25 protein-coding genes are annotated in these 24919 nt (G+C 71.6%); 17 read left to right on the forward strand and 8 right to left on the reverse strand.

What is annotated here, in order from left to right:
- Nucleotides 1–52: 52 nt before the first annotated feature.
- Genes GWK16_RS00215 through GWK16_RS00230 form a run of 4 tightly spaced genes read right to left on the reverse strand, consistent with a single transcriptional unit; the run spans nt 53 to nt 4502 of the window.
- The gene (locus tag GWK16_RS00215; RefSeq protein WP_170051974.1) at nt 53–1609 is read right to left on the reverse strand and encodes a L,D-transpeptidase family protein; all 1557 of its coding nucleotides are present in this window, start codon (nt 1607–1609) and stop codon (nt 53–55) included.
- Between the two features lie 58 nt (nt 1610–1667).
- Complete coding sequence (locus GWK16_RS00220; protein ID WP_170051975.1) at nt 1668–3047, reverse strand: FAD/NAD(P)-dependent oxidoreductase; 1380 nt, start codon at nt 3045–3047, stop codon at nt 1668–1670.
- Complete coding sequence (locus tag GWK16_RS00225; RefSeq protein ID WP_170051976.1) at nt 3044–3340, reverse strand: (2Fe-2S)-binding protein; 297 nt, start codon at nt 3338–3340, stop codon at nt 3044–3046. Before GWK16_RS00225 ends, GWK16_RS00220 begins: the two co-directional genes overlap by 4 nt.
- Complete coding sequence (locus GWK16_RS00230; protein ID WP_248291064.1) at nt 3321–4502, reverse strand: NAD(P)/FAD-dependent oxidoreductase; 1182 nt, start codon at nt 4500–4502, stop codon at nt 3321–3323. The genes GWK16_RS00225 and GWK16_RS00230 overlap by 20 nt, the downstream gene beginning before the upstream one ends.
- Before the next feature lie 92 nt (nt 4503–4594).
- On the opposite strand from GWK16_RS00230, the gene GWK16_RS00235 reads away from it, so the two are divergent.
- Both GWK16_RS00235 and GWK16_RS00240 read left to right on the forward strand, forming a co-directional pair.
- Nucleotides 4595–5251: a DUF1194 domain-containing protein gene (locus GWK16_RS00235; RefSeq protein WP_170051977.1), complete on the forward strand. Its 657-nt coding sequence runs from the start codon at nt 4595–4597 to the stop codon at nt 5249–5251.
- Between the two features lie 48 nt (nt 5252–5299).
- The gene (locus GWK16_RS00240; protein WP_170051978.1) at nt 5300–6637 is read left to right on the forward strand and encodes an aspartate aminotransferase family protein; all 1338 of its coding nucleotides are present in this window, start codon (nt 5300–5302) and stop codon (nt 6635–6637) included.
- Here the strand turns inward: GWK16_RS00240 and GWK16_RS00245 are convergent, their stop codons facing one another.
- On the reverse strand, nt 6638–7387 hold the full coding sequence (locus tag GWK16_RS00245; RefSeq protein ID WP_248291065.1) for an SDR family oxidoreductase: 750 nt from the start codon (nt 7385–7387) through the stop codon (nt 6638–6640).
- A 116-nt stretch (nt 7388–7503) separates the two neighbouring features.
- Between GWK16_RS00245 and GWK16_RS00250 the strand changes: the two genes are divergently transcribed.
- The 6 genes from GWK16_RS00250 (at nt 7504) to GWK16_RS00275 (ending at nt 14222) form a co-directional block, all read left to right on the forward strand.
- On the forward strand, nt 7504–8913 hold the full coding sequence (locus tag GWK16_RS00250; RefSeq protein ID WP_170051980.1) for an amidase: 1410 nt from the start codon (nt 7504–7506) through the stop codon (nt 8911–8913).
- Nucleotides 8914–8931: 18 nt separating this feature from the next.
- Entirely contained in the window at nt 8932–9714 is a 783-nt protein-coding gene (locus GWK16_RS00255) for an enoyl-CoA hydratase (protein ID WP_170051981.1), read from the forward strand.
- A gap of 120 nt (nt 9715–9834) precedes the next feature.
- On the forward strand, nt 9835–10860 hold the full coding sequence (locus GWK16_RS00260; protein ID WP_170051982.1) for an amino acid ABC transporter substrate-binding protein: 1026 nt from the start codon (nt 9835–9837) through the stop codon (nt 10858–10860).
- Nucleotides 10861–11023: 163 nt separating this feature from the next.
- Nucleotides 11024–12136: an LLM class flavin-dependent oxidoreductase gene (locus GWK16_RS00265; RefSeq protein ID WP_170051983.1), complete on the forward strand. Its 1113-nt coding sequence runs from the start codon at nt 11024–11026 to the stop codon at nt 12134–12136.
- 57 nt (nt 12137–12193) lie between these two features.
- Nucleotides 12194–13342, forward strand: coding sequence for an iron-containing alcohol dehydrogenase (locus GWK16_RS00270; protein ID WP_170051984.1), 1149 nt, complete (start codon nt 12194–12196; stop codon nt 13340–13342).
- A gap of 4 nt (nt 13343–13346) precedes the next feature.
- On the forward strand, nt 13347–14222 hold the full coding sequence (locus GWK16_RS00275; RefSeq protein WP_170051985.1) for a hypothetical protein: 876 nt from the start codon (nt 13347–13349) through the stop codon (nt 14220–14222).
- On the opposite strand, the gene GWK16_RS00280 is transcribed toward GWK16_RS00275, so the two are convergent.
- The gene (locus GWK16_RS00280; RefSeq protein ID WP_170051986.1) at nt 14219–15472 is read right to left on the reverse strand and encodes an NAD(P)/FAD-dependent oxidoreductase; all 1254 of its coding nucleotides are present in this window, start codon (nt 15470–15472) and stop codon (nt 14219–14221) included. The two genes, GWK16_RS00275 and GWK16_RS00280, sit on opposite strands and share 4 nt — an antisense overlap.
- 105 nt (nt 15473–15577) lie before the next feature.
- On the opposite strand from GWK16_RS00280, the gene GWK16_RS00285 reads away from it, so the two are divergent.
- From GWK16_RS00285 to GWK16_RS00300, 4 genes are all read left to right on the forward strand, one after another.
- The gene (locus GWK16_RS00285) at nt 15578–16459 is read left to right on the forward strand and encodes a TauD/TfdA dioxygenase family protein (protein WP_170051987.1); all 882 of its coding nucleotides are present in this window, start codon (nt 15578–15580) and stop codon (nt 16457–16459) included.
- Nucleotides 16456–17364 (forward strand): fumarylacetoacetate hydrolase family protein, encoded by a 909-nt coding sequence (locus tag GWK16_RS00290; RefSeq protein ID WP_170051988.1) that lies wholly within the window; start codon nt 16456–16458, stop codon nt 17362–17364. The genes GWK16_RS00285 and GWK16_RS00290 overlap by 4 nt, the downstream gene beginning before the upstream one ends.
- A 21-nt stretch (nt 17365–17385) precedes the next feature.
- Complete coding sequence (locus GWK16_RS00295) at nt 17386–18372, forward strand: Bug family tripartite tricarboxylate transporter substrate binding protein (RefSeq protein ID WP_170051989.1); 987 nt, start codon at nt 17386–17388, stop codon at nt 18370–18372.
- A 79-nt stretch (nt 18373–18451) separates the two neighbouring features.
- On the forward strand, nt 18452–18865 hold the full coding sequence (locus tag GWK16_RS00300; protein WP_170051990.1) for a nuclear transport factor 2 family protein: 414 nt from the start codon (nt 18452–18454) through the stop codon (nt 18863–18865).
- 13 nt (nt 18866–18878) lie between these two features.
- Here the strand turns inward: GWK16_RS00300 and GWK16_RS00305 are convergent, their stop codons facing one another.
- The gene (locus GWK16_RS00305) at nt 18879–19256 is read right to left on the reverse strand and encodes a nuclear transport factor 2 family protein (protein ID WP_168041354.1); all 378 of its coding nucleotides are present in this window, start codon (nt 19254–19256) and stop codon (nt 18879–18881) included.
- A 107-nt stretch (nt 19257–19363) separates the two neighbouring features.
- Between GWK16_RS00305 and GWK16_RS00310 the strand changes: the two genes are divergently transcribed.
- Genes GWK16_RS00310 through GWK16_RS00320 form a run of 3 tightly spaced genes read left to right on the forward strand, consistent with a single transcriptional unit; the run spans nt 19364 to nt 21946 of the window.
- Nucleotides 19364–20335: a Bug family tripartite tricarboxylate transporter substrate binding protein gene (locus tag GWK16_RS00310; RefSeq protein ID WP_170051991.1), complete on the forward strand. Its 972-nt coding sequence runs from the start codon at nt 19364–19366 to the stop codon at nt 20333–20335.
- Nucleotides 20336–20345: 10 nt separating this feature from the next.
- Nucleotides 20346–21224 carry an isocitrate lyase/PEP mutase family protein gene (locus GWK16_RS00315; protein ID WP_170051992.1) on the forward strand — a complete coding sequence of 293 codons (879 nt, stop codon included), beginning with the start codon at nt 20346–20348 and terminating at the stop codon, nt 21222–21224.
- Nucleotides 21221–21946, forward strand: coding sequence for a haloacid dehalogenase type II (locus GWK16_RS00320; RefSeq protein WP_170051993.1), 726 nt, complete (start codon nt 21221–21223; stop codon nt 21944–21946). Before GWK16_RS00315 ends, GWK16_RS00320 begins: the two co-directional genes overlap by 4 nt.
- Nucleotides 21947–21965: 19 nt before the next feature.
- Here the strand turns inward: GWK16_RS00320 and GWK16_RS00325 are convergent, their stop codons facing one another.
- Nucleotides 21966–22949 carry a Bug family tripartite tricarboxylate transporter substrate binding protein gene (locus GWK16_RS00325; RefSeq protein ID WP_170051994.1) on the reverse strand — a complete coding sequence of 328 codons (984 nt, stop codon included), beginning with the start codon at nt 22947–22949 and terminating at the stop codon, nt 21966–21968.
- Nucleotides 22950–23055: 106 nt separating this feature from the next.
- Between GWK16_RS00325 and GWK16_RS00330 the strand changes: the two genes are divergently transcribed.
- Entirely contained in the window at nt 23056–23775 is a 720-nt protein-coding gene (locus GWK16_RS00330) for a DUF1028 domain-containing protein (RefSeq protein WP_170051995.1), read from the forward strand.
- Nucleotides 23776–23832: 57 nt separating this feature from the next.
- On the forward strand, nt 23833–24909 hold the full coding sequence (locus GWK16_RS00335; protein WP_170051996.1) for a tartrate dehydrogenase: 1077 nt from the start codon (nt 23833–23835) through the stop codon (nt 24907–24909).
- The last annotated feature ends 10 nt before the right edge of the window (nt 24910–24919 follow it).

Genomic DNA, 24919 nt, shown 5'->3' on the forward strand with positions numbered 1-24919 from the left:
CGCCCGGCGCACAGCACGGGCACGCGAACGGATGAAACAGCCTCGCCATGGGTCAGCGGAGCGCGGTTCCGCGCTGCGCGCCCCCTTCGGCGGCCGCGACGCGCTGCGCCGGCGCGCGTTCCATCGCGCGGGCGTAGTCGGCATCGAGGCCATAGATGTCCTGTCGCATGATCACTCGGCCCCCTTCCACGATGGTGGTCGTGTAGTGCAGCCGCACGGGGATCGAGCGTGCGATCGGCGTGCTCGCGGTGCGGCGGCTGGCCAGGACCTGGTCGACCCGGGTCCTGTCCCACCCCGTGGTGCCCGAGAGCGCCTCGGAAAGCAACTCCATGGGCCGTTCGAGCCGGATGCAGCCGGAGGAGAACGCCCGCTGGCCCCGCGTGAACAGGTGCCGGTCGGGCGTGTCATGCATGTAGATGTCGTCGCCGTTCGGCATCACGAACTTGATGCGGCCGAGGGCGTTCCGCTCCCCGGCATCCTGGCGGATGTAGTAGGGAAAGTTGTTGCGGTTGTAGGCCGAGAAGTCGACGGTCGAAGGATCGACCTCGACGACCTCGCCCTCGACGCGCTGGTACAGTCGGAAGCCGGCGGATTGCACGGCGGCGGGATTGCGCTGCAGGCGCGGCAGCAGGTCCTCGCGCGCGTTGCGCTCGGGCACGCCCCATTGCGGGTTGAACTGCACCGAGGTCATGCGGACGTTGAGCATCGGCGTCTGGCGATCGCGCCGGCCGACGATCACCGCCATGTCGCGCACCACCCGGTCGCCTTCCAGCAGGTGCAGCCGGAAATGCGGGATGTTCACCTCGATGCGCCGTTCCGCGGCGGGCGCCGGCGCCCCGCGGCGCATGTCGAGTGCCACGCGCAGCTGCGAGATCTTGTCCTCGACGCTCTGGTTCAGCGCCGTCCAGGTGATGGAGCCGACGCGGCCATCGGCCTCGAGACCTTCCTGCTCCTGGAAGGCGCGCGCCGCGGCCTGAAGCTGAGCATCATAGACGGGGCTCGTCGCCGATGCGCCCTGCATCACCGCCGGGTCCACGAAGGCAAGGCGCGCACGCAGCTGCGGCACCCGCACCGGGTCCGTCGCGCCGGGTTCGAGGGTGCGAACGCGGTCCCCGGTGATGCGCGGCCAGCCACCGGCGGCCGCGAGTGCCCGGTAGCGCGCCAGTTCCGCCTTCAGCGCCCGCGCATCGGCCGGCAGCACGGCGGCGCGGTCGATGACGTCGGCCGGTTCGGACGCCGTAGAGAGGTCGTTCACCCAGGCGGCGAGCCGCACCGAGGCAGGGTCCCGGCGCAGGTCCACCCGGCCGCGGATCTGCGCGACGCGGCCGAGCAACAGGTCCTGCATCGCGGCCTGCGCGGCGCGCATCGTCTCGGCCCGGTAGCGCGCGGGGTCGCTCGCCGCGAGCTCTGCGCCGGGAATGTTGTACCAGCGCGGGTCGAGGCCATCCTCCTCGAGCCGCGCCAGACGCTCGGCCAGGCGGCCGATCGCGGCTGGGGAGACGGCCTCGGTTGCGAGGACGGCGGCATCGGCCCCGGTCGCCTGGGCCCGCGCGGGCAGGATGGCGACGATCGAGGCGGACAGTATCGACAGGGCAAGGACAGCGCGCATGCCGTTTTCGTAGGGTGCGGCGGAGGAAAAGCCAAGAATACGATGCGCCTGCGGAGTGTTATGGCCCGCGCTGTTGCAAGGATTCCGCACCCGCCGCCAGCATGCCGACCGTGATCGGCTTGTAGGGCGCCCGCGGGCGCAGCGGCGGAACCTCCCCCGGCGCGAGGCCTCGCACCTCCGCGATCAGGGCCGCGACCGTGGGCGCGCAGAGGCGCCCCTGGCAGGGCCCCATGCCGCAGCGGAGATAGGCCTTCATCTGGTTCGGCCCCGTCGCGCCCAGGGCCGCCGCCCGGCGGATGGCGCCGGCTGTCACTTCCTCGCAGCGGCAGGCGACGGTCTCGTCGGGCGGGGTCAGGATGGCCGCCGGCGGGGCATAGAGCGCATCCAGGAAGGGCCGCAGGGCCAGCGCCGCGCGACGGTCGGCGCGCGGGGCCGCAACCGCCCGCGCGAACCCGTCCTCGGACAGCGCGCCGAGACGCCGGGCGGCGTCGAGCGCGGCCAGCCGACCCGCCGCCGCCGCGGCCTGCCAGCCGCCGATCCCGGCCCCGTCGCCAGCCACGGCCACGCGCGCGGCCGAGGTCGCACCGACATCGTCGGTCACCGGCCGCCAGCAGGCCTGCCCGGCATCCCAGGCGTGGTCGAGGCCGATGGCGCGCGAGACATGGGTGGAGGGGATCACCCCCTCATGCAGCAGCAGCGTGTCGCAGGGGGCTGAGCCGCCATCCCAGACGACGCGCTCGACGCGGGTGCCGCCCTCCGCGCGCAGGCCGCGCACGTCGCAGATGACCCGCACGCCGCGACGTCGCGCCTCGGTCATCAGGGACAGGCCCTTGGCCAGCAATGCGCGCCCGGCCCAAAGCCCGCCGCCGGCCTTGGCCAGCGCGGCGGCGATGGACACCGTCCGCGTCTCGAGCACCAGCGGCGACGCGCCGGCACGGGCAAGTTGCACCGCCAACAGCCAGACCAGCGGCCCCTGCCCCGCCAGCACGGTCGGCCCCGCCGGCACCGCCCCGGCCGTCTTGAGCAGGATCTGCGCCGCGCCCGCCCCCATCACGCCCGGCAGCGTCCAGCCCGGCATCGGCACCGGGCGTTCCTGCGCGCCGGTCGCGAGGAGGATGCGCCGCGCGGTGACGGTCTCCGTCGCCCCTCCGGCGGCGAGCGACAGGAGGCCTTCCTCCGGGTCGAGGTGCCACAGCGTCGTCGCGGCGCGGTAGTCGGCGCCGCAGGCCCGGAAGGCCGCGATCAGCGGCAGGCCCGGCATGATGTCGGGGCCGACGGCAGGGTCGGGCGCGCAGGCCTCGGCGGCGCGGAAGACCTGGCCGCCGGGGGCGGCGTTCTCGTCGACGACCAGGACGCTGAGGCCCTGAAGCCGCGCCTCGACCGCCGCGGCCATGCCGGCCGGTCCGGCGCCGATGATGGCGAGGTCGACGTCGCTCATCGCAGCGCCTCCCGCGCGCCGTGCTGGCGCGCGATGCGCATGCCCGGGGCGACCGTCACCATGCAGGCCTGGCGGTTCGGGATGCCGTCGATCTCGGCGAGGCAGTCGAAGCAGACGCCCATCTGGCAGAGCGGCAGGCGCGGGCTGCCGGTGACCGGCGTCTCGCGGATCGCGGGCAGGCCCGCGAGCAGCACCGCCGCGGCCGCCGTCGCGCCCTCCGGCACCAGGACGGGGCTGCCTTCGACGAAGACCTCCACCGTGGCGGGCCGGACCTCAGGCCGCGCGCGGAACATCGAAGCGCTTCGCCGAGAAGGGGTCGAGGACCGGATCGAGCACGCCGCGCGCGATCATCGGCGCGAGCAGCCGCGCATGGGCGCCCGCGAGCGTGACGCCGGAATGGCAATTGGCCGTGAAGGCACCGGGGAAGCGCTCCGACTGGTCGTAGATGGGCAGGCCGTCCGGCGCCATGACGCGCAGCGCCGACCACGCGCGGACGATGTTGAGTTCGGCGATCCAGGGGAAGGACAGCGCCGCGCGCTGCGCGACCTGCGCCATCACGGGCGGCGACTGGCGCGTGTCGAAGCCGACCTCCTCCATGCTGTCGCCGAGCATGATCGTGCCCTCCCCCGTCTGGCGGATGGTCGTGCAGGGCATGGGCAGGACGGTGCGGGCGCGTTCGGTCACCAGGATCTGGCCACGCTGCGGGCGCACCGGCGTGTTCAGCCCGAAGACTGGCGCGAGGTCGGCATTGCCGAGGCCCGCGGCGAGGACGATGCGTGGCGCGGCGAAGGTGCCGGCCGCGGTCTCGACCCGGAAGTCGTTCGGCGCGGCGGTGCCGCCGGTGACCTTGGCGTTGGGAACGTAGGCGCCGCCGGCCTCGGTGAAGGCGCGGTGCAGCGCCTGCAGCAGCGCGAGCGGGCTCGCATGCCCGTCATAGGGCGACCAGGAGGCGCCGACGACGGAAGGGCCGAGGCCCGGCAGCATCTCCGCCAGTTCGTCGCGGCGGATCATGCGGTACTCGAGGCCGAAATTCCCGGCCTCGACCTGCATCTGCGCCATGCGGCGGCCGCGATCCTCGAATTCCTGCTCGCTGAGGCAGAGATGCACGCCACCGGGCTGCTGCAGCGCGGTGTCGATGCCGGTGCGCGCGGCGAGGTCGGCGGCCAGGCCCGGCCATTCGCCGGCCGAACCACGCGTCCAGCGCTGGTACCAGGGCGCGCCGAACCCCTTCGACTGCACCCAGACCAGGCCGAAATTGCCGCGGCTGGCGCGGAAGGCGATGTCGCCTTCGTCCAGCAGCACGGTGTCGAGCCCTTCGCCGCGCAGGCCGTGCGCGATGGCCGCGCCGACCAGGCCGCCACCCACCACGATCACGTCGCTGCCGCGCGTCTGCATGCTCGCATGGGACGGCGCCATGGCCGGGCCGTCAACCAGGGCCCATGCCTGGCGTTCCATTGGCAGGTCTTCGGCGCAATTTCGGCCACCCTTCGGGACCTGCCGGCAAGTCCGGCGCGATCCTGGCTGCGGTCCCAAGGGAGATGCGTGCCATGCCCCTTCCCGCCTGCCTCGCCGCGCTGGTCCTGCTGATGGACAGTTCCGGTTCGGTCTCCGAGGCCCATTTCCGTGCCCAGCGCGAAGGCACCGCCGCGGCCTTCGAGCATCACGACGTCGTCGCGGGGCTCGAGGCATCGGACGGCGTCGCCGTGACGGCGGTGGATTTCGCGCAGGTCCCGACGACCCGCCTGCCTTGGACCATGATCCGCCATGCCGAGGACGGCCGCCGCTTCGCCGCGGCGCTGCGCGCCACGGGGCGGCTCGGCCACCCGTTGGCCACCGCCATCGGCGACGCGCTGCTGCACGCCGGCGCGGCGCTGGGCGAAGCGCCCTGCGAGCCGGAACGTCGCGTCGTCGACATCTCGACGGATGGCTACGAGACGGCGGGTCACGTCCTGGCAGCGCGGGCGCGGTCGCTCCTCGCCGACCAGGGGATCACGATCAATGCCATCGCCTTCAGTTCCATCGACGACCCCGAGACGGCGCCGGAAGACCCGGCCGTGCTCGCGGACATCGAGGACTGGCTGCGCGAGCATGTGGTCACCGGCTTCCTGCGCTCCTCCACCGCGCCCGGCGCCTATGCGGACGCCTTCCGGGCCAAGCTGACGACCGAGATCGCCCTCCGGATCCCGGGGCTTCCCGGCGGTTGACGCGGCCGGGCGGCGGCGCGAGCCTCCCTTGCCCTGCCGGAGGACGCCATGAGCCCGCTCGACGCCCCGCGCGACCCGCGCAACAGCGACCTCGAGGCCGCGCTGGCCGAAGCGCGCGAGACCTATGTCGCCGCCCGCCCGAAGAGTGCCGCCATCCACGCCAAGGCGCGCGAGGTCATGCCCGGCGGGAACACCCGCACGGTGCTGTTCTACACGCCCTTCCCCACCGCCATGGTGCGCGGCGAGGGCACCACCGTCTGGGACGCGGACGGGCACGCATACCTCGACCTTTGCGGCGAGTATTCCGCGGGACTGTTCGGGCATTCCGAGAAACGGATCCTCGATGCCGTGAAGGCGGCGATGGATCGCGGCATCAACCTCGCCGCGGTGGGCGAGAAGGAAGGGATGCTCGCCGCACTGATCTGCGGGCGCTTCCCCTCGGTCGAGCAGGTGCGCTTCACCAATTCGGGCACCGAGGCGAACATCATGGCGCTGGCCGGCGCGCGCGGCTTCACCGGGCGCACCGAGGTGATGGCCTTCCGCGGCGGCTACCACGGTGGCGTCTTCACCTTCCCGGTCGGCGTGCCGGTCTCGGCGGTGAACCTGCCGATCCCGATGCGCTTCGCCGACTACAACGACCCGGCGGGCGCCGCGGCGGCGATCCGCGAGGCCGGCGACAAGCTGGCCGCGGTGATCGTCGAGCCGATGCAGGGATCGGGCGGCTGCATCCCCGCGACGCGCGAATTCCTGCAGGCGCTGCGCGACGCGACGGCCGAGACCGGCGCGCTGCTGATCTTCGACGAGGTGATGACCAGCCGCCACGGCTACGGCGGGCTGCAGCAGCGCATGGGCATCACGCCCGACATGACGACCTTCGGGAAGTACATGGCGGGCGGGATGTCCTTCGGTGCCTTCGGCGGGCGGCGCGACGTGATGGCCGTGTTCGACGGCCACAAGCCCGGCGCCCTGCCCCATGCCGGCACCTTCAACAACAACGTGCTGTCCATGGCCGCGGGCTGCGTGGCGATGGGCGAGATCTTCGACGAGGCGGCGGCCGAGGCGCATTTCGCGCGCGGGGAGCGGCTGCGCGCGGCGCTCAACGCGGTCTGCGCGAAGCATGGCCTCGCGATGCACTTCACCGGCGCGGGGTCGATGCTGAACCCGCATTTCCGCGCCGGCCCGGTGACCGCCCCCTACAAGGCCGCGCCGGCCGAGGAACAGATGCGCGAGCTGTTCTTCTTCGACATGCTCGCGGCCGGTATCTACCTGGCCCGCCGCGGCATGGCCGCGCTGATGCTGCCGACGACCGACGCCGATTGCGACCGCTTCGTCGCCGCGGTGGAGGAATTCTGCGCGGCGCGGAAGCCGGTGCTGACGGCGGCGTAGCTACCGCCCCCCGCCCACGGGCAGGCAGGCCGCCGCGACATAGGACGCGGCGTCCGAGGCGAGGAAGAGGACGCATTCCGCCACTTCCTGCGCCGTGCCGCCGCGCCCCATCGGCACGCCGGCGGACAGGCGCGCCACGCGGTCGGGCGCACCGGCCGCCGCGTGGATCTCGGTTTCGATCAGACCGGGATCGACGGCGTTGACACGGATGCCCTCGGCCGCGACCTCGCGCGCCAGGCCGACGGTCAGCGTATCCACCGCGCCCTTGCTCGCGCCGTAATGGACCCATTCGCCGCCGCCGCCGATCTCGGCCGCGCGAGAGGAGACATTGACGATCGCGCCGCCCTTGCCGCCGCGCTTGGTCGACATCCGCCGCACCGCCTCCCGGCAATGCAGCGCGACGCCGATGACATTGGGCGTGAAGACCGAGACCCAGTCCTCGAGCGTGCTGTCCGCGAGCAGCCGGCGCGGGCCGGTGATGCCGGCATTGTTCACCAATACGTCGATGCGGCCGAAGGCCTCGTCGATCCGGTTGAAGGCAGCGAGGATGTCGCTCTCGGATCCCGCATCGCCCTGCATGAGGATGACGCGCGCGCCCGCCGCCTCGCAGGCACGGGCGGTGGCCTCGGCGCGCGCGACCTCGCTGCGATAGGTCAGCAGCAGATCGTAGCCGCGCTGCGCACCCAGGACCGCCGTCGCCGCGCCGATGCCTCGCGAACCGCCCGTCACCATCATCACGCGGCGTGCCATGCGTCCCTCCATCCCGATCCTGACCGCATCTTTGCGGAAGCGGCGCGCGCTGTCAGCCGGCGCGGCTTGCCGGGGCGTCGCGCGCGGGCAAGCATGCGCCGCCGAGGAGAGACCCGATGGACCTGCCCGCCCCGCAATCCTATTCGCCCGAGACCTTCCGACCGCTCACTTTCCACGATGCGGTGCCACGCTTCCGCGACGGGTCGGACACGCCGCGCGCCTATCTGGAACGCTGCCTCGAGACCATCGCAGCACTCGAACCGCAGGTGATGGCCTTCGCCAGCGTGAACGAGGCTGGCGCGCGCGAGGCGGCGGACGCTTCGACGGCGCGCTACCGTGCCGGCGCGCCGCTCTCGCCGATCGACGGGTTGCCGATCGGCATCAAGGACCTGCTCGAGACCCGCGACCTGCCGACCGAGATGGGCAGCGCCTTCTACAAGGGGAACCGCCCGGGCCGCGATTCCGCGCTGGTGCAGGCGCTGCGCCAGGCCGGCGCGGTGATCGTCGGCAAGACCGTCACGACCGAGCTCGGCATGTCGCATCCGGGGCCGACGCGTCATCCCTTCGACCTGCGGCGGACCCCGGGCGGTTCTTCGTCCGGTTCGGGCGCGGTGATCAGCGCGCGGATGCTGCCGGCGGCGATCGGCACGCAGGTCCTCGGCAGCGTCATCCGCCCGGCATCGTTCAACGCCAACTGGGCGCTCAAGCCGACGCAAGGGGCGATCAACCGCGGCGAACGCCAGGGCTTCAGCCAGTCGACCGTCGGCATCCACGCGGGCTGCGCCGAGGACATGTGGCAGATCGCGGTCGAGATCGTGAAGCGCGTCGGCGGCGATCCCGGCGCGCCGGGGATGTATTTCACCGGGGAGGCGCCGCCGCCCGCGTTCAGGCCCCGCCGCTTGGCAGTGCTGGAGACGGAGGGCTGGGCCGTCGTCGAACCCGCCGCCGCGGCGGCCTTCGAACGTGCGCTCGACGCGCTGCGCGCCCAGGGCGTCGATGTCATCCGCCGCGGCGACCATCCGCTGCTCGAAATGCTGGAACAGCGTGTGATGGGGGCGATGGCGCTCGCCACCGATGTCTGCGCCTATGAAAGCGCCTGGTCGGTCGCGAACATGATGGCGAAGAACCCGGATGCGCTGAGCGCCAGTCTGAAGGCGCGCTTCGAGCTGGGCTGCTCCGTGACGCTCGCGCAATATCGCGCACGCCTGCTGCAGCGGGAGGAGATGCGCCGCGCCCAGGCCGCGCTCGCTGGCGAGGTCGACGCCTTCATCGGCCTGCCCGCCTGCGGCCCGGCGCCGCTGCCGGGCGACACCGGCGGTTCGACCAACCGTATCCTGCACACCACGGGCAATCCGATCATGAACACGGCCTCCTCCGGCCTCGGCTGCCCGGTGGTCACGGTGCCGCGGATGGCGGTCGGGGGCATGCCGCTCGGCCTCGCTGTCACGGCCCAGCCGCACCAGGACGAAAGGGCCACGGCGATTGCGCGCTGGATCGCGGACGCCATTCCGCCGATCATCGCCTGAACGCGTGCGGAGGAAACCATGAGCGAGATCGACGTCACCGACGATGCCGGGCTGCGGACCGTCCACATCAACCGCCCCGACAAGAAGAACGCCCTGACGCGCGCCATGTACGCCGCGATGGGGGCGGCGCTGCGGGAGGCCGCGACCTCGCCCGCCGTGCGCGTCGTGCTCATCACCGGCGGATCGGCCTGCTTCACCTCGGGCAACGATGTCGGCGACTTCAAGGCGCGCGGGGACCAGGCGGCGGACGTGCCCTCCCCGGCGCGGGAGTTCCTCGCCGCGCTGCGCGAATGCCCGAAGCCCGTCGTCGCGGCGGTGGCGGGCTACGCCATCGGCATCGGCACGACGCTGCTGCTGCATTGCGACTTCGTCTATGCCGCGGATACCGCCGTGTTCCGCATGCCCTTCGTGGATCTCGGGCTCTGCCCCGAGGGCGGGTCGTCGCTGGTGGTGCCGCAGCGCGCGGGGCAGCTGCTCGCGAACGAATTGCTGATGCTGGGCGAGGCCTTCACGCCCGAAACCGCGCTGCGCGCCGGCATCGTGAACGCGGTAGTGCCGCTGCCCGACCTGTTCCACACCGCGGGCGGCGTCGCGCGCAAGCTCGCCGCCAAGCCGCCCACCGCCATGGCGACGACCAAGCGCCTGCTGCGCCAGGCCGAGGAAGCCCGGCTGAGCGCCCACATGACCGAGGAATTCGCGAAGTTCGGCGCCCTGCTGCGCGGCCCCGAGGCCGCGGAGGCCGTTGCCGCGTTCCAGGAGAAGCGCAAGCCCGACTTCTCCCGCTTCCTCGCGGCGGACTGAGGTCTACCGGCGCTGATGCGCCAACCTGACGTGCATGGACGCCTGCGCGCCGGAGCCAGGGCGCAGATCGAACGCAACAGGCCGGGCGGGCCACTGCCGCCGGCGATGGGAGGAGCGATCATGAAGATCACACATTGGGCCGCGGCACTTGCGGTCGGATTGGGGCTTGGCCTCGCCGGGCCCGCGCAGGCCGGCGCCACCCTCGATGGGGTGAAGTCGCGCGGCGTGCTCGCCTGCGGCGTCAATGTCGGCGTGGCCGGCTTCTCGCTGCCCGACAGCCAGGGCGTCTGGCGCGGCATGGATGCGGATCTCTGCCGTGCCGTCGCCGCCGCGGTGCTCGGCGACCCGAACAAGGTCCGCTTCGTGCCGCTGACCGCGGTGCAGCGCTTCACCGCCCTGCAATCGGGCGAGATCGACGTGCTGATCCGCCAGACGACGCTGTCGATGACGCGCGACACCACGCTGGGCCTGCGGCTCACCATCGCCAACCTCTATGACGGCCACGGCTTCATGGTGCGGCGCGACGCCAACATCACCAATCCGCGCGAGATGGACGGCATGACCATCTGCCTCTCGCCCGGCACGACGAACGAACTCGTCACCACCGACTGGTTCCGCGCCAACAACCTGCGCTTCACGCCGGTGCTGCAGGAACGCATGCAGGACAACGCGGCCTCGCTGCAGGCCGGGCGCTGCGACGCGATCGGCACGGATGCGACGCAGCTCGCCGCACTGCGCAGCCAGTTCACCAATCCCAACGACTACGTGATCCTGCCCGAGCGCTTCTCGAAGGAGCCCTACGGCCCCGTCGTGCGGCGCGACGACCAGGAATGGTTCGACGTCATCCGCTGGACGATCTCCGCGCTGATCAACGCGGAGGAGCTCGGCGTGACCAGCCAGAATGCCGAGGAGCTGCGCCGCACCAGCACCAACCCCGAGATCCGTCGCCTGCTCGGCGCCGATCCGCTGCTGGGCAATGCCCTGAAGCTGGACACGGCCTGGGCCTACAACGCGATCCGCGCGGTGGGGAACTATGGCGAGCTGTTCGACCGCACCATCGGCCCGAGCACCCCGATCGGGCTCGAACGCGGGCTGAATCGCCTGTGGACCAATGGCGGGCTGATGTATTCCTGGCCGATGCGCTGAACCGCGCATCGTCCTCGCTCGCCCCCGCCGCGCGGCGGGGGCCGGACGGCGTCCTTCGCCGACAGGTGAAACGCCGTCCATCGCTTTGCGGTTGCAGACCGGCGCGGCCCGGACGGATGATCCCCTCAACCGGCAGGAACCGGAGACGAGGAGGAAGCGACCGATGGAATTCGGCTATTTCACCATGCCGTCCCATCCGCCCGAGCGCGGCCTGAAGGCGGGGCATGACTGGGACCTTCAGGTGCTCCGCTGGCTTGACGAGATGGGCTACTCCGAGGCCTGGATCGGCGAGCACTACACCGCCCCCTGGGAACCGCATCCCTCCCCCGACCTGCTGATCGCGCAGGCCCTGCTGCAGACCAAGCGGCTGCGCATCGGGCCCGGCGGCTTCCTGCTGCCCTACCATCACCCCGCCGAGCTCGCGCACCGCGTCGCCATGCTGGACCACCTGTCCGAAGGGCGGCTGATGTTCGGCGTGGCGGCCTCGGGCCTGCCATCCGACTGGGCGATGTTCAACGTCGACGGCATGTCCGGCCAGAACCGCGACATGACGCGCGAGGCGCTCGAGATCATCCTCAAGATGTGGGCCGACGACGGGCCCTGGCACTACGAGGGCAAGTACTGGAAGGTCGACAAGCCCGAGCTGATGTTCGGCTTCCTCAAGCCGCACATCAAGCCGCTGCAGACGCCGCATCCGCCGATCGGCGTCGCGGGGCTGTCGAAGAATTCCGACACGCTGAAGCTCGCCGGCGAGAAGGGCTTCCTGCCCCTCTCGCTCAACCTCAACCCGGCCTACGTCTCCTCGCATTGGGACAGCGTCGAGGCCGGGGCGCGCAAGGCGGGCCGCACCCCCTGGCGCGGCGACTGGCGGCTGGTGCGCGAGGTCTTCGTCGCCGAGACCGACGAGGAAGCCTGGCGGCTGTCGGTCGGCTCCATGATGGGCCGGATGATGAACGAGTACTTCCTGCAGCTGCTCGCGCAGTTCGGCTTCAAGGACTACCTGAAGCACAGCCCGGACGTGGCGGATTCCGACGTCACGGCGGAATACTGCGCGCAGCACAACTGGATCGTCGGCAGCCCGAAGACGGTCGCCGAGAAGATCGAGCGCATCTACCACGAGGTCGGCGGCTTCGGTCAGCTCCTCGTCTTCGGCTTCGACTATGTCGAGAACCCGGAGGCGTGGAAGACCTCGCTCGGCCTGCTGCAGACCGAAGTACTGCCGAAGGTGAAGCACCTGGTGCCGCCGCGCCCGACGGCGCTCGCCGCCGCCCAGTAGCCTTGTCCGGCGCCGGCCGCCGTCCCATCCTCGCCCGCAGGGATCGAGGAGGGACGGATGGCCGCGCACCTGCATCAATGGCCGGCCCAGGGCCGCGTGCATCTCGGCGCCGCGCTGGCCGAAGCGCTGCCGCGCGAGGTGAACGAGGCGTCGCGCGTGGTGCTGGTGACGACGCGCTCGCTCGCCGGCGGTGCGCTCGTGCAGGTGGCCAGGACGGCGATCGGCGATCGGCTCGTCGGCACCTTCGCGGCGATGCGTGCCCACAGCCCGGTGGAGGACGTGGTCGCGCTGGCCGCGCTGCTGCGGGACCAGGAGGCCGATCTGGTCGTCGCGCTCGGCGGCGGGTCCGTCATCGACGGATCGAAGGTCGCCTGCCTCGCGACCTGGCGCGGCATCGGCGATGCGGGGTCGTTGATCGCGGCGGCGGCATCGCGCGGCGCGGCCCCGGGGAACTGGGACGGACCGGCGCCGGCGCCGCGCATCGTCGCCATCCCGACGACGCTGTCGGCCGCCGAGTTCGCGCCTCATGCCGGCTACACCGACATCGCAGTAGGGACGAAGTATCGCGCGCTCGATCCCTGGATGGTGCCGCGCGCGGTGATCCTCGACCCGGCAGCGACGCTCGAGACGCCGGCGGAACTGCTGCTCTCCTCCGGCATCCGCGCGCTCGACCACGCGGCGGAGCGTTGGTGCTCGACGGCGCCGCAGGCCTATTCGGACGCCGTCTCGCGCCAGGCGATGCTGATGCTGGCGGAGAACCTGCCGCGCGTGCGCCGCAACCCCGGGGATCTCGCGGCCCGCGCGGCCTGCCAGGAAGCAGCGTGGCTGTCGGTGATGGGAGGATGGTCCGGCGTACCGGTCGGGGCGAGCCATGGAATCGGCTACATCCTGGGTGCGGCGCGGGGCGTGCCGCACGGCATCACCTCCTGCCTCATGCTGCATGCGGTGATGCGCTGGAACGCACCGGTCAACGAGCACCGCCAGCGTGACGTCGCGCACATCTTCAGCGGCGAGGAGGCCGGGCCGGCCATCGAAGCCTTCGTGCGCAGCCTCGGCCTGCCGACGCGGCTGTCGGAACAGGGCATCGCGGCGAATGAAATCCCGGGCCTCGCGGCGCGCTGGAAGGGCGACGCGCCGATCGCGACCAATCCGCGGCCGGTGCGCGGGCCCGCGGATCTCGAGGCGATCCTGCGCCTGGCGGCCTGACGGGATGGCCGGCGCGCTGACCCTCGCGCCGGGCGCCTGGTGGGGCTGGCTGGAGGTGCCGCCCCGCCAGGCCGGCTGGGGCGCGAGCCCGGTCCTGCTGACCGGCATCCAGCCCCTCGGCAACGGGCGCGGCGACCTTCGGCTCGATTTCATTCAGGCGCTGCATCCGGTCGCCGCGGCGCGGCGCAGCGTCGTGCTGCGGGTGACGCATCGCGGGCCGACGCATCTCGCGGGAACGCTGCGCGCGGCGGACGGCATGGTCCGCAGCGCGGTGATCGCGGTGGCGGATTACGGCTGGCTTGCCGCCTTCTGCCCGGCGTTCTGGAAGCGGCGCCCGCCCACGATGCCGAGCCTTCTCATCGACGGCAAACCGCTGCCGGGCCCCTCCCCCCAGGCGCATCTCGTCGCCGTGCTCGGTCGCGACGAGGAGACGGCGCTGCGGGGCGCGCATGCGGGCCATCTCGGCGGCCATGTCCATCCCATGCCGGACCGGACATCGACCTTCCGTCTCGACGTCACTTTCGGGCCCTTCGAATCCTGGCTGATCGCGCGCGGCTTCCGTCCGACCGAGATGGAGGAGAAGTGGTTCATCCATCTGGACGGCGACCGCCTGCTGTTCCGCCGGTCGTGGACGGGCAACCTGATCTACGACGTCGCGGCGCGCTGGCAGGGCGACCGGCTGACGCTTGGCGAGGTCACCGTCAACCGCGATCCGGAGCAGTACAAACAGAACGATGACGCGCAGGACCGCCGGATCCTGGTCTTCCTGATCCGGGCCATCCTGCTCGCCGAACCGGCGTCCTTCCCGACAGAGCAGGGGATGCCGGCCGAGGACGCGGCCATCCAGGCCTGGTCGATCGCCGGGAAGGCGATGTTCTAGGCGAAGCGCTCCGCGCTGAAGGGCGCGAAGTCGAAGTTCGGCTTCTCGCCCGCGATCGCCGCCGCCACCACCGCGCCGGTCGGCGCCGAGCCGGTCAGGCCCAGATGGCCATGGCCGAAGGCGCACCAGATGCCATCCCAGGTCTTGAGCGGCCCCATCACCGGAACACTGTCCGGCAGGCAGGGGCGATGGCCCATCCAGGTCGTCGCGCCCTCGGTGCGGACGTTCGGGAAGACGGCGCGCAGGTCGCCGAGCAGCAGCCGCGCGCGCGCCTCGTTCGGCGGCGCCTCGAGCCCGCCGAATTCCACCGAACCCGCAACGCGCAGGCCGTCTTCCATCGGTGTGATGAACACCTTGCGGTCGGCGGGCGAGAGGATGCGGCCCGGTCGCACCCCCGCATCCGGCAGCATGACGTGGTAGCCGCGCTGCGTTTCCAGCGGCACCTTGATGCCGAGCGGCGCGAGCAGCCGCGCCGACCAGGCGCCCGCCGAGAGCACCACCTGGGACGCCGGCACCAGCCCGGCATCGGTCACGACGCCGGCGGCGCGGCGGCCATCGAGCTTGATCGCGCGCACCTCGGCCTCGCGGATCTCGCCGCCCATGCGGCGGATGCCGCTGGCGATGACCGAGGCCATGCGCGCCGGGTTCACGCAGGATCCGTGGTCCGGCAGGAAGACCGCGCGGGTGTAGGCGGGGGAGATCTCGGGCTCCAGCGCGGCGAGCGCGGCGCGGTCCAGCACCTCCATCCGCAGGCCGTGGCGCCGCCGCAGCTCCAGCCCGGCGGCGTCCTTCGCCATCTGCGCCTCGTCCCGGTAGAGGTACATCTGGCCTTCGTGGCGGATGAGGTCGAGCGCGCCCTCGGCGGCGAGGATCTCCTGGTGGCGTTCCGGCGCGCTGAACAGCAGGGAGGCGAGCGCGCTCGCCGAAGCCTCGACCTTCGCGCTGCGCGCCGAGGCCACGAACCGCGCCAGCCACGGCGCCGCCTTCAGCCAGTAGCGCAGCGGGATATGCAGCGCCCCGGCCGGGTCGGTCAGCATCTTCGGCACCTGGCGCAGCACGCCCGGCATGGCGAGCGGCGCCACCGAGCCATGGCTGATCGCCCCGGCATTGCCGGTATAGGCGGCGTTGGGCTTGCGGGCCTCGATCACCAGCGGGGCGAGGCCGCGCCGGGCCAGGTGCCAGGCGACGCAGAGGCCGACGATGCCGCCGCCGATCACGACGATCCGCGACTGTTCCGGAATGCTGTCCATGGCGGCCATGCTGGCGCAGCTCGGGGCGGCGCGGAAGACCGCGAGCGCGTTGACGGCCTGCCGGGGCCAGCGCACCCTTCCCGCAACCAAGACGAGGAACGTCCGATGCGGATCACCCCGAACAATGCCGGGCTGGGCGCGCGCGTGGAGGGCATCGACCTCTCGCAATCCCTCACGCCGGCCGACTTCAAGACAGTGCTGCGCGCGCTCGGCCAGTATGGCGTGCTGTGCTTCCCGAAGCAGGACCTGGATGCGCCGGCGCTGTCGGCCTTCGGCAGCCGCTTCGGCGAGCTCGAGGTGAACGTCGCCAACCTGTTCCACGCCGAAGGGCATCCCGAGGTGATGCACCTGTCCAACATGAAGGACGCGGACGGCAAGCCGATCGGCCTGTCGGACGCTGGGCAGGGCTGGCACACGGACATGTCCTATTCGAAGGAGATCGCGCTCGCGAACGTGCTGCACGCCAAGCGCGTGCCGCGCCGCGACGGCCGCGTGCTGGGCTGCACGCAGTTCCGCAACGTCCACGCCGCCTATGACGACCTGCCGGCCGAGGTGAAGGCGCGCATCGAGGGCCGCACCGCGATCCACGACTTCCAGAAGTTCTGGGACATGATGCGCATCCGCCCGGGGTCGATCCGCGGGCCGCTGACGCCGGAGCAGCGGGCGAAGAAGCCGCCGGTCTCCCAGCCGCTGGTGCGCATCCACCCGATCACCGGGCGGCGCGTTCTCTACGCCAATTCCGGTTACGCCATGTACGTGGAGGGGATGGAGCGCGCGGAAAGCGACGCGTTGCTCGACTACCTGTTCCGCCACCAGGCGCAGGAGAAATACCTCTACACGCATGAGTGGGACGAGGGCGACGTGCTGATGTGGGACAACATCGGCACCACCCACAATGCCGTCGCGGATTACGGCCCGGACGAGCACCGCTTCATCCTGCGGGTGCAGGTGATGGCGAACCTCGACTACGCGGCGCTGGCGGCATGAGGCTCGTCACTTTCGAGGGCTCCGCCGGCCCCGTGCTCGGCGGAATGATCGGCGACAGCGTGGTGGAACTGCGCCCGGCGCTCGCCGCGGCGATGCGCACGGCGGGCGAGGCCGACACCGCCGCGGCCGCGATCCCCGCCGAGATGGTCGCGCTGATCGCCGACGAGGCCGCGATGGTCGCCGCCGGCCGTGCGCTCGCCTTCGCCGCGCGGGCGGAGAACGCGTCGCTGCGCCGTCCGGTCGGGTCCGTGCGGCTGCTGGCGCCGCTGCGGCCGGGCAAGATCCTCGGCATCGGGCGCAACTACGGCGACCATGCGAAGGAGGTCGGCGGGCCGAAGCTGGACCTGCCGCGCATCTTCCTCAAGCCCGCTTCCTCCGTCGTCGGCCCCGGTGCCGCGGTGCGCATCCCGCCATCGGTGAAGAAGCCGGACTGGGAGATCGAACTCGCCGTCGTCATCGGCCGGACCGCGAAGGATGTCAGCGAAGGGACGGCGCTCGACTACGTCGCGGGCTACACCGTCCTCGACGACGTCAGCGCGCGGGAATTCCAGTTCGACGTGCCGCTCGCCATGACCTCCTTCGCCAAGGGCATGGACGGCTTCTGCCCGATGGGCCCCTGCATCGCGACGGCGGACGAGGTGGGCGAGCCCTGGGCGCTCGACCTGCGCTGCTGGCTGAACGGGGAGGAAGTGCAGCACGGCAATACCCGTGACCTGATCTTCCCGGTGCCCGCGCTGATCGCCTTCCTCAGCCGCTACATGACGCTCGAGCCCGGCGACGTGATCGCCACCGGCACGCCTTCCGGCGTGGGGCATTTCCGCGATCCGCCGCGCTACCTGAAGCCGGGCGACCGGCTGCGGATGGAAGTCGAGCGCGTCGGCATCCTCGAACACTCGATCGCATAAGAACCACGGGAGGAACTCGTCATGATCCGGAGGATGATCCTCGGCGCCGCCCTGGCGCTCGCGGCACTGCCCGCGCTCGCCCAGCCGCGGGCGCCGGGCACCGACTACCCGAACCGGCCGGTCCGCATCGTCGTTGCCCTCGCCCCGGGCGGCAATGCCGACATCAATGCGCGCCTGGTCGCGACTGCGCTGTCGCAGCGGCTCGGGCAGCAATTCGTGGTCGAGAACCGGCCCTCCGGCGGCGGCACCGTTGCCTTCGAGACGGTCGCCCAGACGCCGCCCGACGGCTACACGCTGCTGGTCGGCGCGCTGGGATCGCACACGCTGAATGTGGGGCTCTACGGTGACCGGCTGCGGGTGCATCCGCTGACTGGCGTGGACCACATCACCATCAGCAGCCATTCGGCGATCGTGCTGGTGGTGAACAACAATTTCCCGGCCCGCACCCTGGCCGAGTTCCGCCAGCAGGTCGCGGCCAATCCGGGCCGCTTCGACTATGGGTCCTCGGGCAATGGCACCACCGGACACATCGCGGCGGCGCTGATGCTGCACCTGATGGGCGTACAGGCGCAGCACGTGCCCTATCGCGGCTCGGCGGCGGCCTTCCAGGACCTGCTGGCGGGGCGCACCGCCTTCCAGGCCGACACCATCTCCTTCGTCACGGAACCCATCCGCACCGGACAGGTGCGCGGCCTGGTCATCGCGACGCCCGAACGGTCCCCGATGATCCCCGACGTGCCGACCGCCGCCGAGGCCGGCTTGCCCGCCTTCCAGGCGACGACCTGGACGCCGTGGTCGACCACGCTCGGCACGCCGATGGTCATCCGCCAGTTCCTCTATGAGCAGATCGCCGAGGTGCTGAAGCAGCCCGACGTCCGCGACCGCCTCATCGCCCTGGGCAACACCATCCCCCAGGGCATGACGCCGGATGCGACGCGGGCCTTCATCGCCTCCGAGATCGAGAAATGGGTGCCCGTGGTCCGCGCGACCGGGGCGCGGGTGGACTGATCCCGTCCCGCGAATTCCCTTGATCCCGGCCATCGCCGCGCGCGACCTTCCGGCGCCAGAACGACGGGAGGTTCATGCGATGGCCGAGGATGCGACGGCGCGGAACCGCGCGCGGGTAGAGGCGATCTACGCCGCCTATCTCGCGGGCGACCTGCCCGCGGTGCTGGACGCCATGGCCCCCGAAATCCGCTGGGTGTCCGGCGAGGCGACCTCCGGCGCGCCGTGGAGCGGCGAACGCCTCGGCCGCGCGGGCGTCGAAGCCTACTTCGCCGCCCTCGCCGCCGCCTGCCGCATCGTGGACTACCGCGTCGGGCGCATCATCGCCGATGGCGACTGGGTCGCCGTCACCGCGACGGTGCGCGCACGCTTCCACCAGACCGGCGAGGAGCAGCAGCTCGACAAGGTCGACGTGCTGCGCCTGCGCGACGGCCAGGTGGTGGAGTTCCGCGAGTTCTACGACACCACGGCCATCGCCGCCGCCTGCGCCGCCTGACCCGCGGCAGCGCCTACTCCCGCACGTCGGTGCGGAACACCTTGCTGACGATCTTCCAGCCCTGCTGGGTCTTGAGGAAGACGAGGTAGTCCGTGAAGTAGCGGGGCGGGATCTGGCAGGCGACCTTGGCCAGCGCCGTCTCCGGCCCCGACTGGTCGAGCATCAGGATGCGGTCCTCCCGCGCCAGCCCCTTGGCCTTGGGGTTCGGGCGGCTCTTCACCCACTCGAACCACTGTTCGCGCGGCAGGTCCTGCACCACCCCGTCCTTGTCGGAATAGAGATGCGCGCAGGGGTGGAAGGCGGCGTCGAGCTTGGCCGTGTCACCTTCGTGCAATCCGTCGAAATAGGTCTGGAGCACCGCTTCGATGGCGGCAATGTCGCTGGCTGGCATGGGATCCTCCCGGGTGGTCGTCGGGCCGATCATTGCGCGCCGCGGCGCCGGTTTACAGGGGCGGCGTTGCGGGGCATGTGAACGGCACAACGAAGGGACGAAACGCCATGATGCTCGGTCGTCGACCGCTCCTGCTCTCCGCCGCTGCCCTGGCGGCGCCGGCCACGGTCTCGGCCCAGACGGCGGGCTGGCCGTCGCGTCCCGTCCGGGTGATCGTCCCCTATGCGGCCGCCGGCGGGACCGACCTGCTGTCCCGCGCGATCAGCGAGGCGCTGCGCCCGGTCTTCCCGCAGCCCTTCGTCGTGGAGAACCGTGCCGGCGCGGCCGGCGTCGTCGGGTCCGAGGTGGTCGCGCGGGCGGAACCGGACGGCTACACGCTGCTGGTGGTGGTCTCGACCCATGTGATGAACCGCTACCACCTGCCCTCCCTGCCCTATGACCCGATCCGCGACTTCACGCCGATCGCCATGCTGTCGCGCAACACCATGGTGCTGGTCTCCGGCACCAACCAGCCCTTCGACAGCCTGCGCGGCATGATCGAGCACGCGAAGCGCAATCCGGGCCGCGTCGGCACCGGCAGCACCGAGGCGCTGTCCTCCTTCGTCGGACAGGAACTCGCGCGCCGCGTGGGCGTGGAAATGCCGGATGTCGCCTATCGCTCCGGCGGGCAGCTGATGAACGACATCGTGGCGGGCCACCTGCCGACCGGCTGGACCAGCACGGTGAGCGCCGCGCCGCATATGCAGACGGGCAAGGTGCGGGTCCTCGCGGTCTCCACCGCCGAGCGCACCGCCGCCTTCCCCGACGTGCCGACCGTGCAGGAGCAGGGCATCGCCGACTTCGACCTGTCGGGCTGGGTCGCGATGCTCGCCCCGCCGCGCATGGATCCCGCACTCGCCGCCCGCATCACCGAGACGATGCAGCGCGTCTTCGACGACGCCGCGTTCCGCCAGCGCCTGGTCGGCATGGGCGTCGAGCGCGATTTCCGTCCGGCCCCCGCGCTGCTCGAAGCGATGCAGCGCGACGACCGCATCTGGGCCGCCGCCGCGCAGGCCGGCCACATCCGTCCGCAGCAGTAGGATCACGAGCATGGCCAATCCCGCCCTTCGACAGGCCTTCGCGCAGAAGAAGTTCATCGTGGCCCCCGGGATCTTCGACATGATCTCGGCCAAGGTGGCCGACGGCATGGGCTTCGACTGCCTCTACGGCACCGGCTTCGGCACGGTCGCGTCGCATCTCGGCGTCGCGGATGCCGGCATCGCGACCTACAGCGACATGGTCGCGCGCATGGGCCAGATGGCCCGCGGCGTGAAGACGCCGATGATCGCCGACGCCGACACCGGCTATGGTGGCCTGCTCAACGTCCGTCACACCGTGATGGGCTACGAGGCCGCCGGCATCTCGGGTATCCAGCTCGAGGACCAGGAGATGCCGAAGAAGTGCGGCCACACGCCCGGCCGCCGCGTCATCCCCGCCGAGGAGATGGTGCTGAAGATCAAGGTCGCCGCCGAGGCGCGCAAGAGCCCCGACTTCCTGATCGTCGCCCGCACCGATGCCCGCACCACCCTCGGGCTCGAGGAAGCGATCCGCCGCGGGCGGATGATGGGCGAGGCCGGCGCCGACATCGTCTTCATCGAAAGCCCCGAGAGCGAGGAGGAGATGCGCGCGATCGGCAAGGCCATCGACAAGCCGCTGCTCGCCAACATGGTGGAAGGCGGCCGCACGCCGATCCTGCCAGCCGACAAGCTGAAGGAGATCGGCTACGCCATCGCGATCTACCCCGCGATCGGCTTCCTCGCCGTCGCCGCGGCGCTCGAGCGCGCCTATGGGCACCTGAAGCAGACCGGCGACAGCCTCGCCATCGGCGAATCCTACGGCTTCAAGCGCATGACCGAACTGATGGGCTTCCCCGAGGTGTGGGACTTCGAGACGCGCTGGGCCCAGCAGCCCCCGAAGGCCGCGGAATGAGCGCGCTCCCGGGCGTGAAGGCGCTGGTCTTCGACGTCTTTGGGACCGTCGTGGACTGGCGCAGCGGCATCGCACGCGACGCGAGGACCTTCCTCGCGCGCCACGGCAAGGCGGATGTGGACCCGCACGCCTTCGCGGATGCTTGGCGCAAGCGCTACCAGCCGGCGATGGAGGAGGTCCGTTCGGGCCGCCGTCCCTTCACCCGGCTCGACGTGCTGCACCGGGAGAACCTCGACGGCGTGCTGCGCGACCACGGCATCGACGCGGCGGGCATCGCGGCGGAGGAGCTCGACTGGCTCAACCGCGCCTGGCACCGCCTCGATCCCTGGCCCGACACCATCCCGGGCCTGATCCGGCTGAAGGCGCGCCACTTCCTCGCGCCGCTGTCGAACGGGAACATCCTGCTGCTGGCCAACATGGCCAAGCGGGCGGGGATTCCGTGGGACGCCGTGCTCGGCGCCGAGGCCGCGCAGGCCTACAAGCCGCAGCCCGAGGCGTATCTCCGGACGGCCGAGATCCTCGGCCTGAAGCCGGAGCAGGTCGCGCTGGTCGCCGCGCACAACGGCGACCTCGCTGCGGCGCGGAAGACGGGGCTCAAGACCGCCTTCGTCCTGCGCCCGACCGAGCACGGCCCCCACCAGGCGACCGACACCCGTGCCGAGCAGGACTGGGAGGTCGTGGCGAACTCCTTCGAGGACCTCGCCGACCGCCTCGGCTGCTGACGCCTGTCCGCGCGGGGGGTCACTCCGCGCGGATGTTGCCCTCGCGGATCACGGGTTCCCACTTCTCCGCCTCCGCCTTGATGAAGGCGGCGAAGTCGGCCGGCGTGCCGGCGACGATCTCCGCCGCCTGCACGCGCTCCGTCTGCTCCTTGATGGCAGGCGTCGTGATGATGGCGCGCAGGGCCGCATTGGCCTGATTCACGAGTTCGGGCGCCATTCCCGCGGGGCCCACCACGCCGTGCCAGGTCGCCGAGTTGAACCCCGCATAGGTCGCCGCGACCGGCGGCACGCCGGGCAGCAGCGGCACGGGGTTGGCGGTGCTGACGGCGATGGTCTTCACCCGGTTCTCGCGGATGAAGGGCAGCGAGGTGGAGACCGAGGGGAAGGTCCAGTCCGTCTCGCCCGCGATCACGCTGCGCATCACGTCGGCGCCGGAGCGGTAATGGACCGCCGTCCAGCGGATGCCCGCGCGCCGCGCCAGCAATTCGGCGCTGAGGTGGCTGGCATGGCCGACGCCCGGGGAGGCGTAGGTCATCTCCCCGTTCCTGCGCTTCGCCAGATCGATCAGCTCCGGCAGGGTCGCGGCCTCGAGCCCCGGCCTTGTGACGATCACGAGCGGCAGGTTCACCAGGTGGATGATCGGCGTGAAGGCCGTCATCGGGTCGTAGCCGAGGCTCGGCTGCAGCATCTTGCCGATGGCGTTGGCGCCGAGGTCGGCCATCATCAGCGTGTAGCCGTCGGGGCGGCTCTGCGCGACGACGGCGCCGGCGATGGTGCCCCCGGCACCCGAGCGGTTCTCGACCACCATGGGCTGGCCGTTGGCGTGCTGCGGGAAGGCGTTGGCCACGGTGCGCGACAGCGTGTCGACCGCCCCGCCCGCCCCGAAGGGCACGACGAGCCGCACCGGCCGGTCCGGCCAGGCGCCCTGGGCGCGGCCGATGCCCGGCAGGGCTGCGGCGAAGGCGGTGGCGCCGAGCGCGCGCCGGCGAAGGGTGATGGCCATCGGTTCGGATCCTCCCGTGCGTTTGCGCCCACATCTGCGCGGGGGTGGCCGGCTGTCAACCATTCCCGTCCGGTGCAGGATGGACGCGTCGCCGAGGAGTCGCCGCATGACCTGGTCCATCGTCGCCCATGACGCCGCAGCCGGCGCGTTCGCCGTCGCGGTCACCACCTGCAACCTCGCGGTCGGCGCCGCCTGCCCCTTCCTGCTCTCGGGCGTGGGGGCGGTGTCCACCCAATCGATGAGCAACCGCTACCTCGGCCCGGTGGTGCTGGACGGGCTGGCACGGGGGCTGACGCCGCAACTGGCGCTGGACAGCGCGCTGGCCGGCGACGAGGGGCGCGGGCTGCGGCAGATCCATGTGGTCGACCGCTTCGGCCGCACCGCCGCGCATACCGGGGCGAATTGCGTCGACTGGTGCGGCAGCGTCGCCGGCGACGGCTTCAGCGTCGCGGGCAACATGCTGGCGGGCGAGGCCGTCATCGCCGCGACCGCCGAGGTCTTCGCGCGGCGTGGCGACCTGCCCCTGCCCGAACGCCTGATGACCGCGCTGCACGCCGGCCAGGCGGAGGGCGGCGACCGCCGCGGCAAGCAGTCGGCCGCGCTGGTGGTCACCACGACCGAGGACTTCCCCGATATCAACCTGCGCGTGGACGACCACGCCGAGCCCCTGACGGAACTCTCCCGCCTGCTGGCGCTTTGGCGCGTCCAGGCCGAACCCAGCCAGCACACCCGCCCGTCCAAGGCCAATCCGGCGGGGCTGACCGACATGGACGCGATCGAGGCCGGCTGGCGGGCCCGGGGGCTCGACATCCGCTTCCGCCGCTGAGGGCTTGCGCCGGCGCCGCCGCGGCGGCAGTCAGGCGCGAGCACAGGAGGAACTGCCATGCGCCAGCACAGGATCGCCGCCATCGGGGGCGACGGGATCGGGCCCGAGGTCATAGCCGCGGGCTGCCGCGTGCTGGAGGCCGTGGCCGAGGCGCAGGGCGGCTTCTCCTTCGCCTTCCAGACCTTCGACTGGGGCAGCGCGATGTACCGCAGCACCGGCAAGATGATGCCGGATGATGGCCTGAAGCAGCTCGAGGGCTTCGACGCGATCTTCTTCGGCGCCGTCGGCGCGCCGGATATCCCCGACCACATCACCCTGTGGGAACTGCGCCTGGCCATCTGCCAGGGCTTCGACCAGTACGCGAATGTCCGCCCGACCCGCCTTCTGCCCGGCGTGCGCGGGCCGCTGCGCGAGGATCTCGGCAAGCAGATCGACTGGGTGATCGTGCGCGAGAACTCGGAAGGCGAGTATGCCGGCGTCGGCGGCCGCGCCCATCGCGGCCTGCCGATCGAGGTCGCGATGGACGTCGCCGTCTTCACCCGCGACGGCGTGGCGCGCATCTGCCGCCATGCCTGCGAGATCGCGATGTCGCGCCCACGCAAGCACCTCACGGTGGTGACCAAGTCCAACGCCCAGCGCCACGGCATGGTGATGTGGGACGAGGTCTGCGCCGAGGTCACCGCGCAATACCCGGCCCTGACGGTCGAGAAGATGCTGGTCGACGCCATGACCGCGCGCATGGTGATGAAGCCCGGCACGGTCGACACCATCGTCGCGACCAACCTGCATGCCGACATTCTGTCGGACCTCGCCTCGGCGCTCGCGGGTTCGCTTGGCATCGGCGCGACCGGCAACATCGACCCGCAGCGTCGCCGGCCGTCGATGTTCGAGCCGATCCACGGCTCCGCCTTCGACATCACGGGCAAGGGCATCGCCAATCCGCTGGGGTCCTTCTGGACGGCGTCGATGATGCTCGAGCACCTCGGCGAAGCCCCCGCCGCCCAGCGCCTGATGCGCGCGGTGGAAGCCGTGACCGCGCGCGGCGACGTGCTGACGCCCGACCTTGGCGGCACGGCGACGACGGCCCAGGTGACGGATGCAGTGATCGCCGCGCTCAAGGGCGCGAACATCTGAGGAGACCGGC

Origin of the sequence: Neoroseomonas marina, from assembly GCF_012927745.1 — a bacterium.
Classification (GTDB): domain Bacteria; phylum Pseudomonadota; class Alphaproteobacteria; order Acetobacterales; family Acetobacteraceae; genus Neoroseomonas; species Neoroseomonas marina.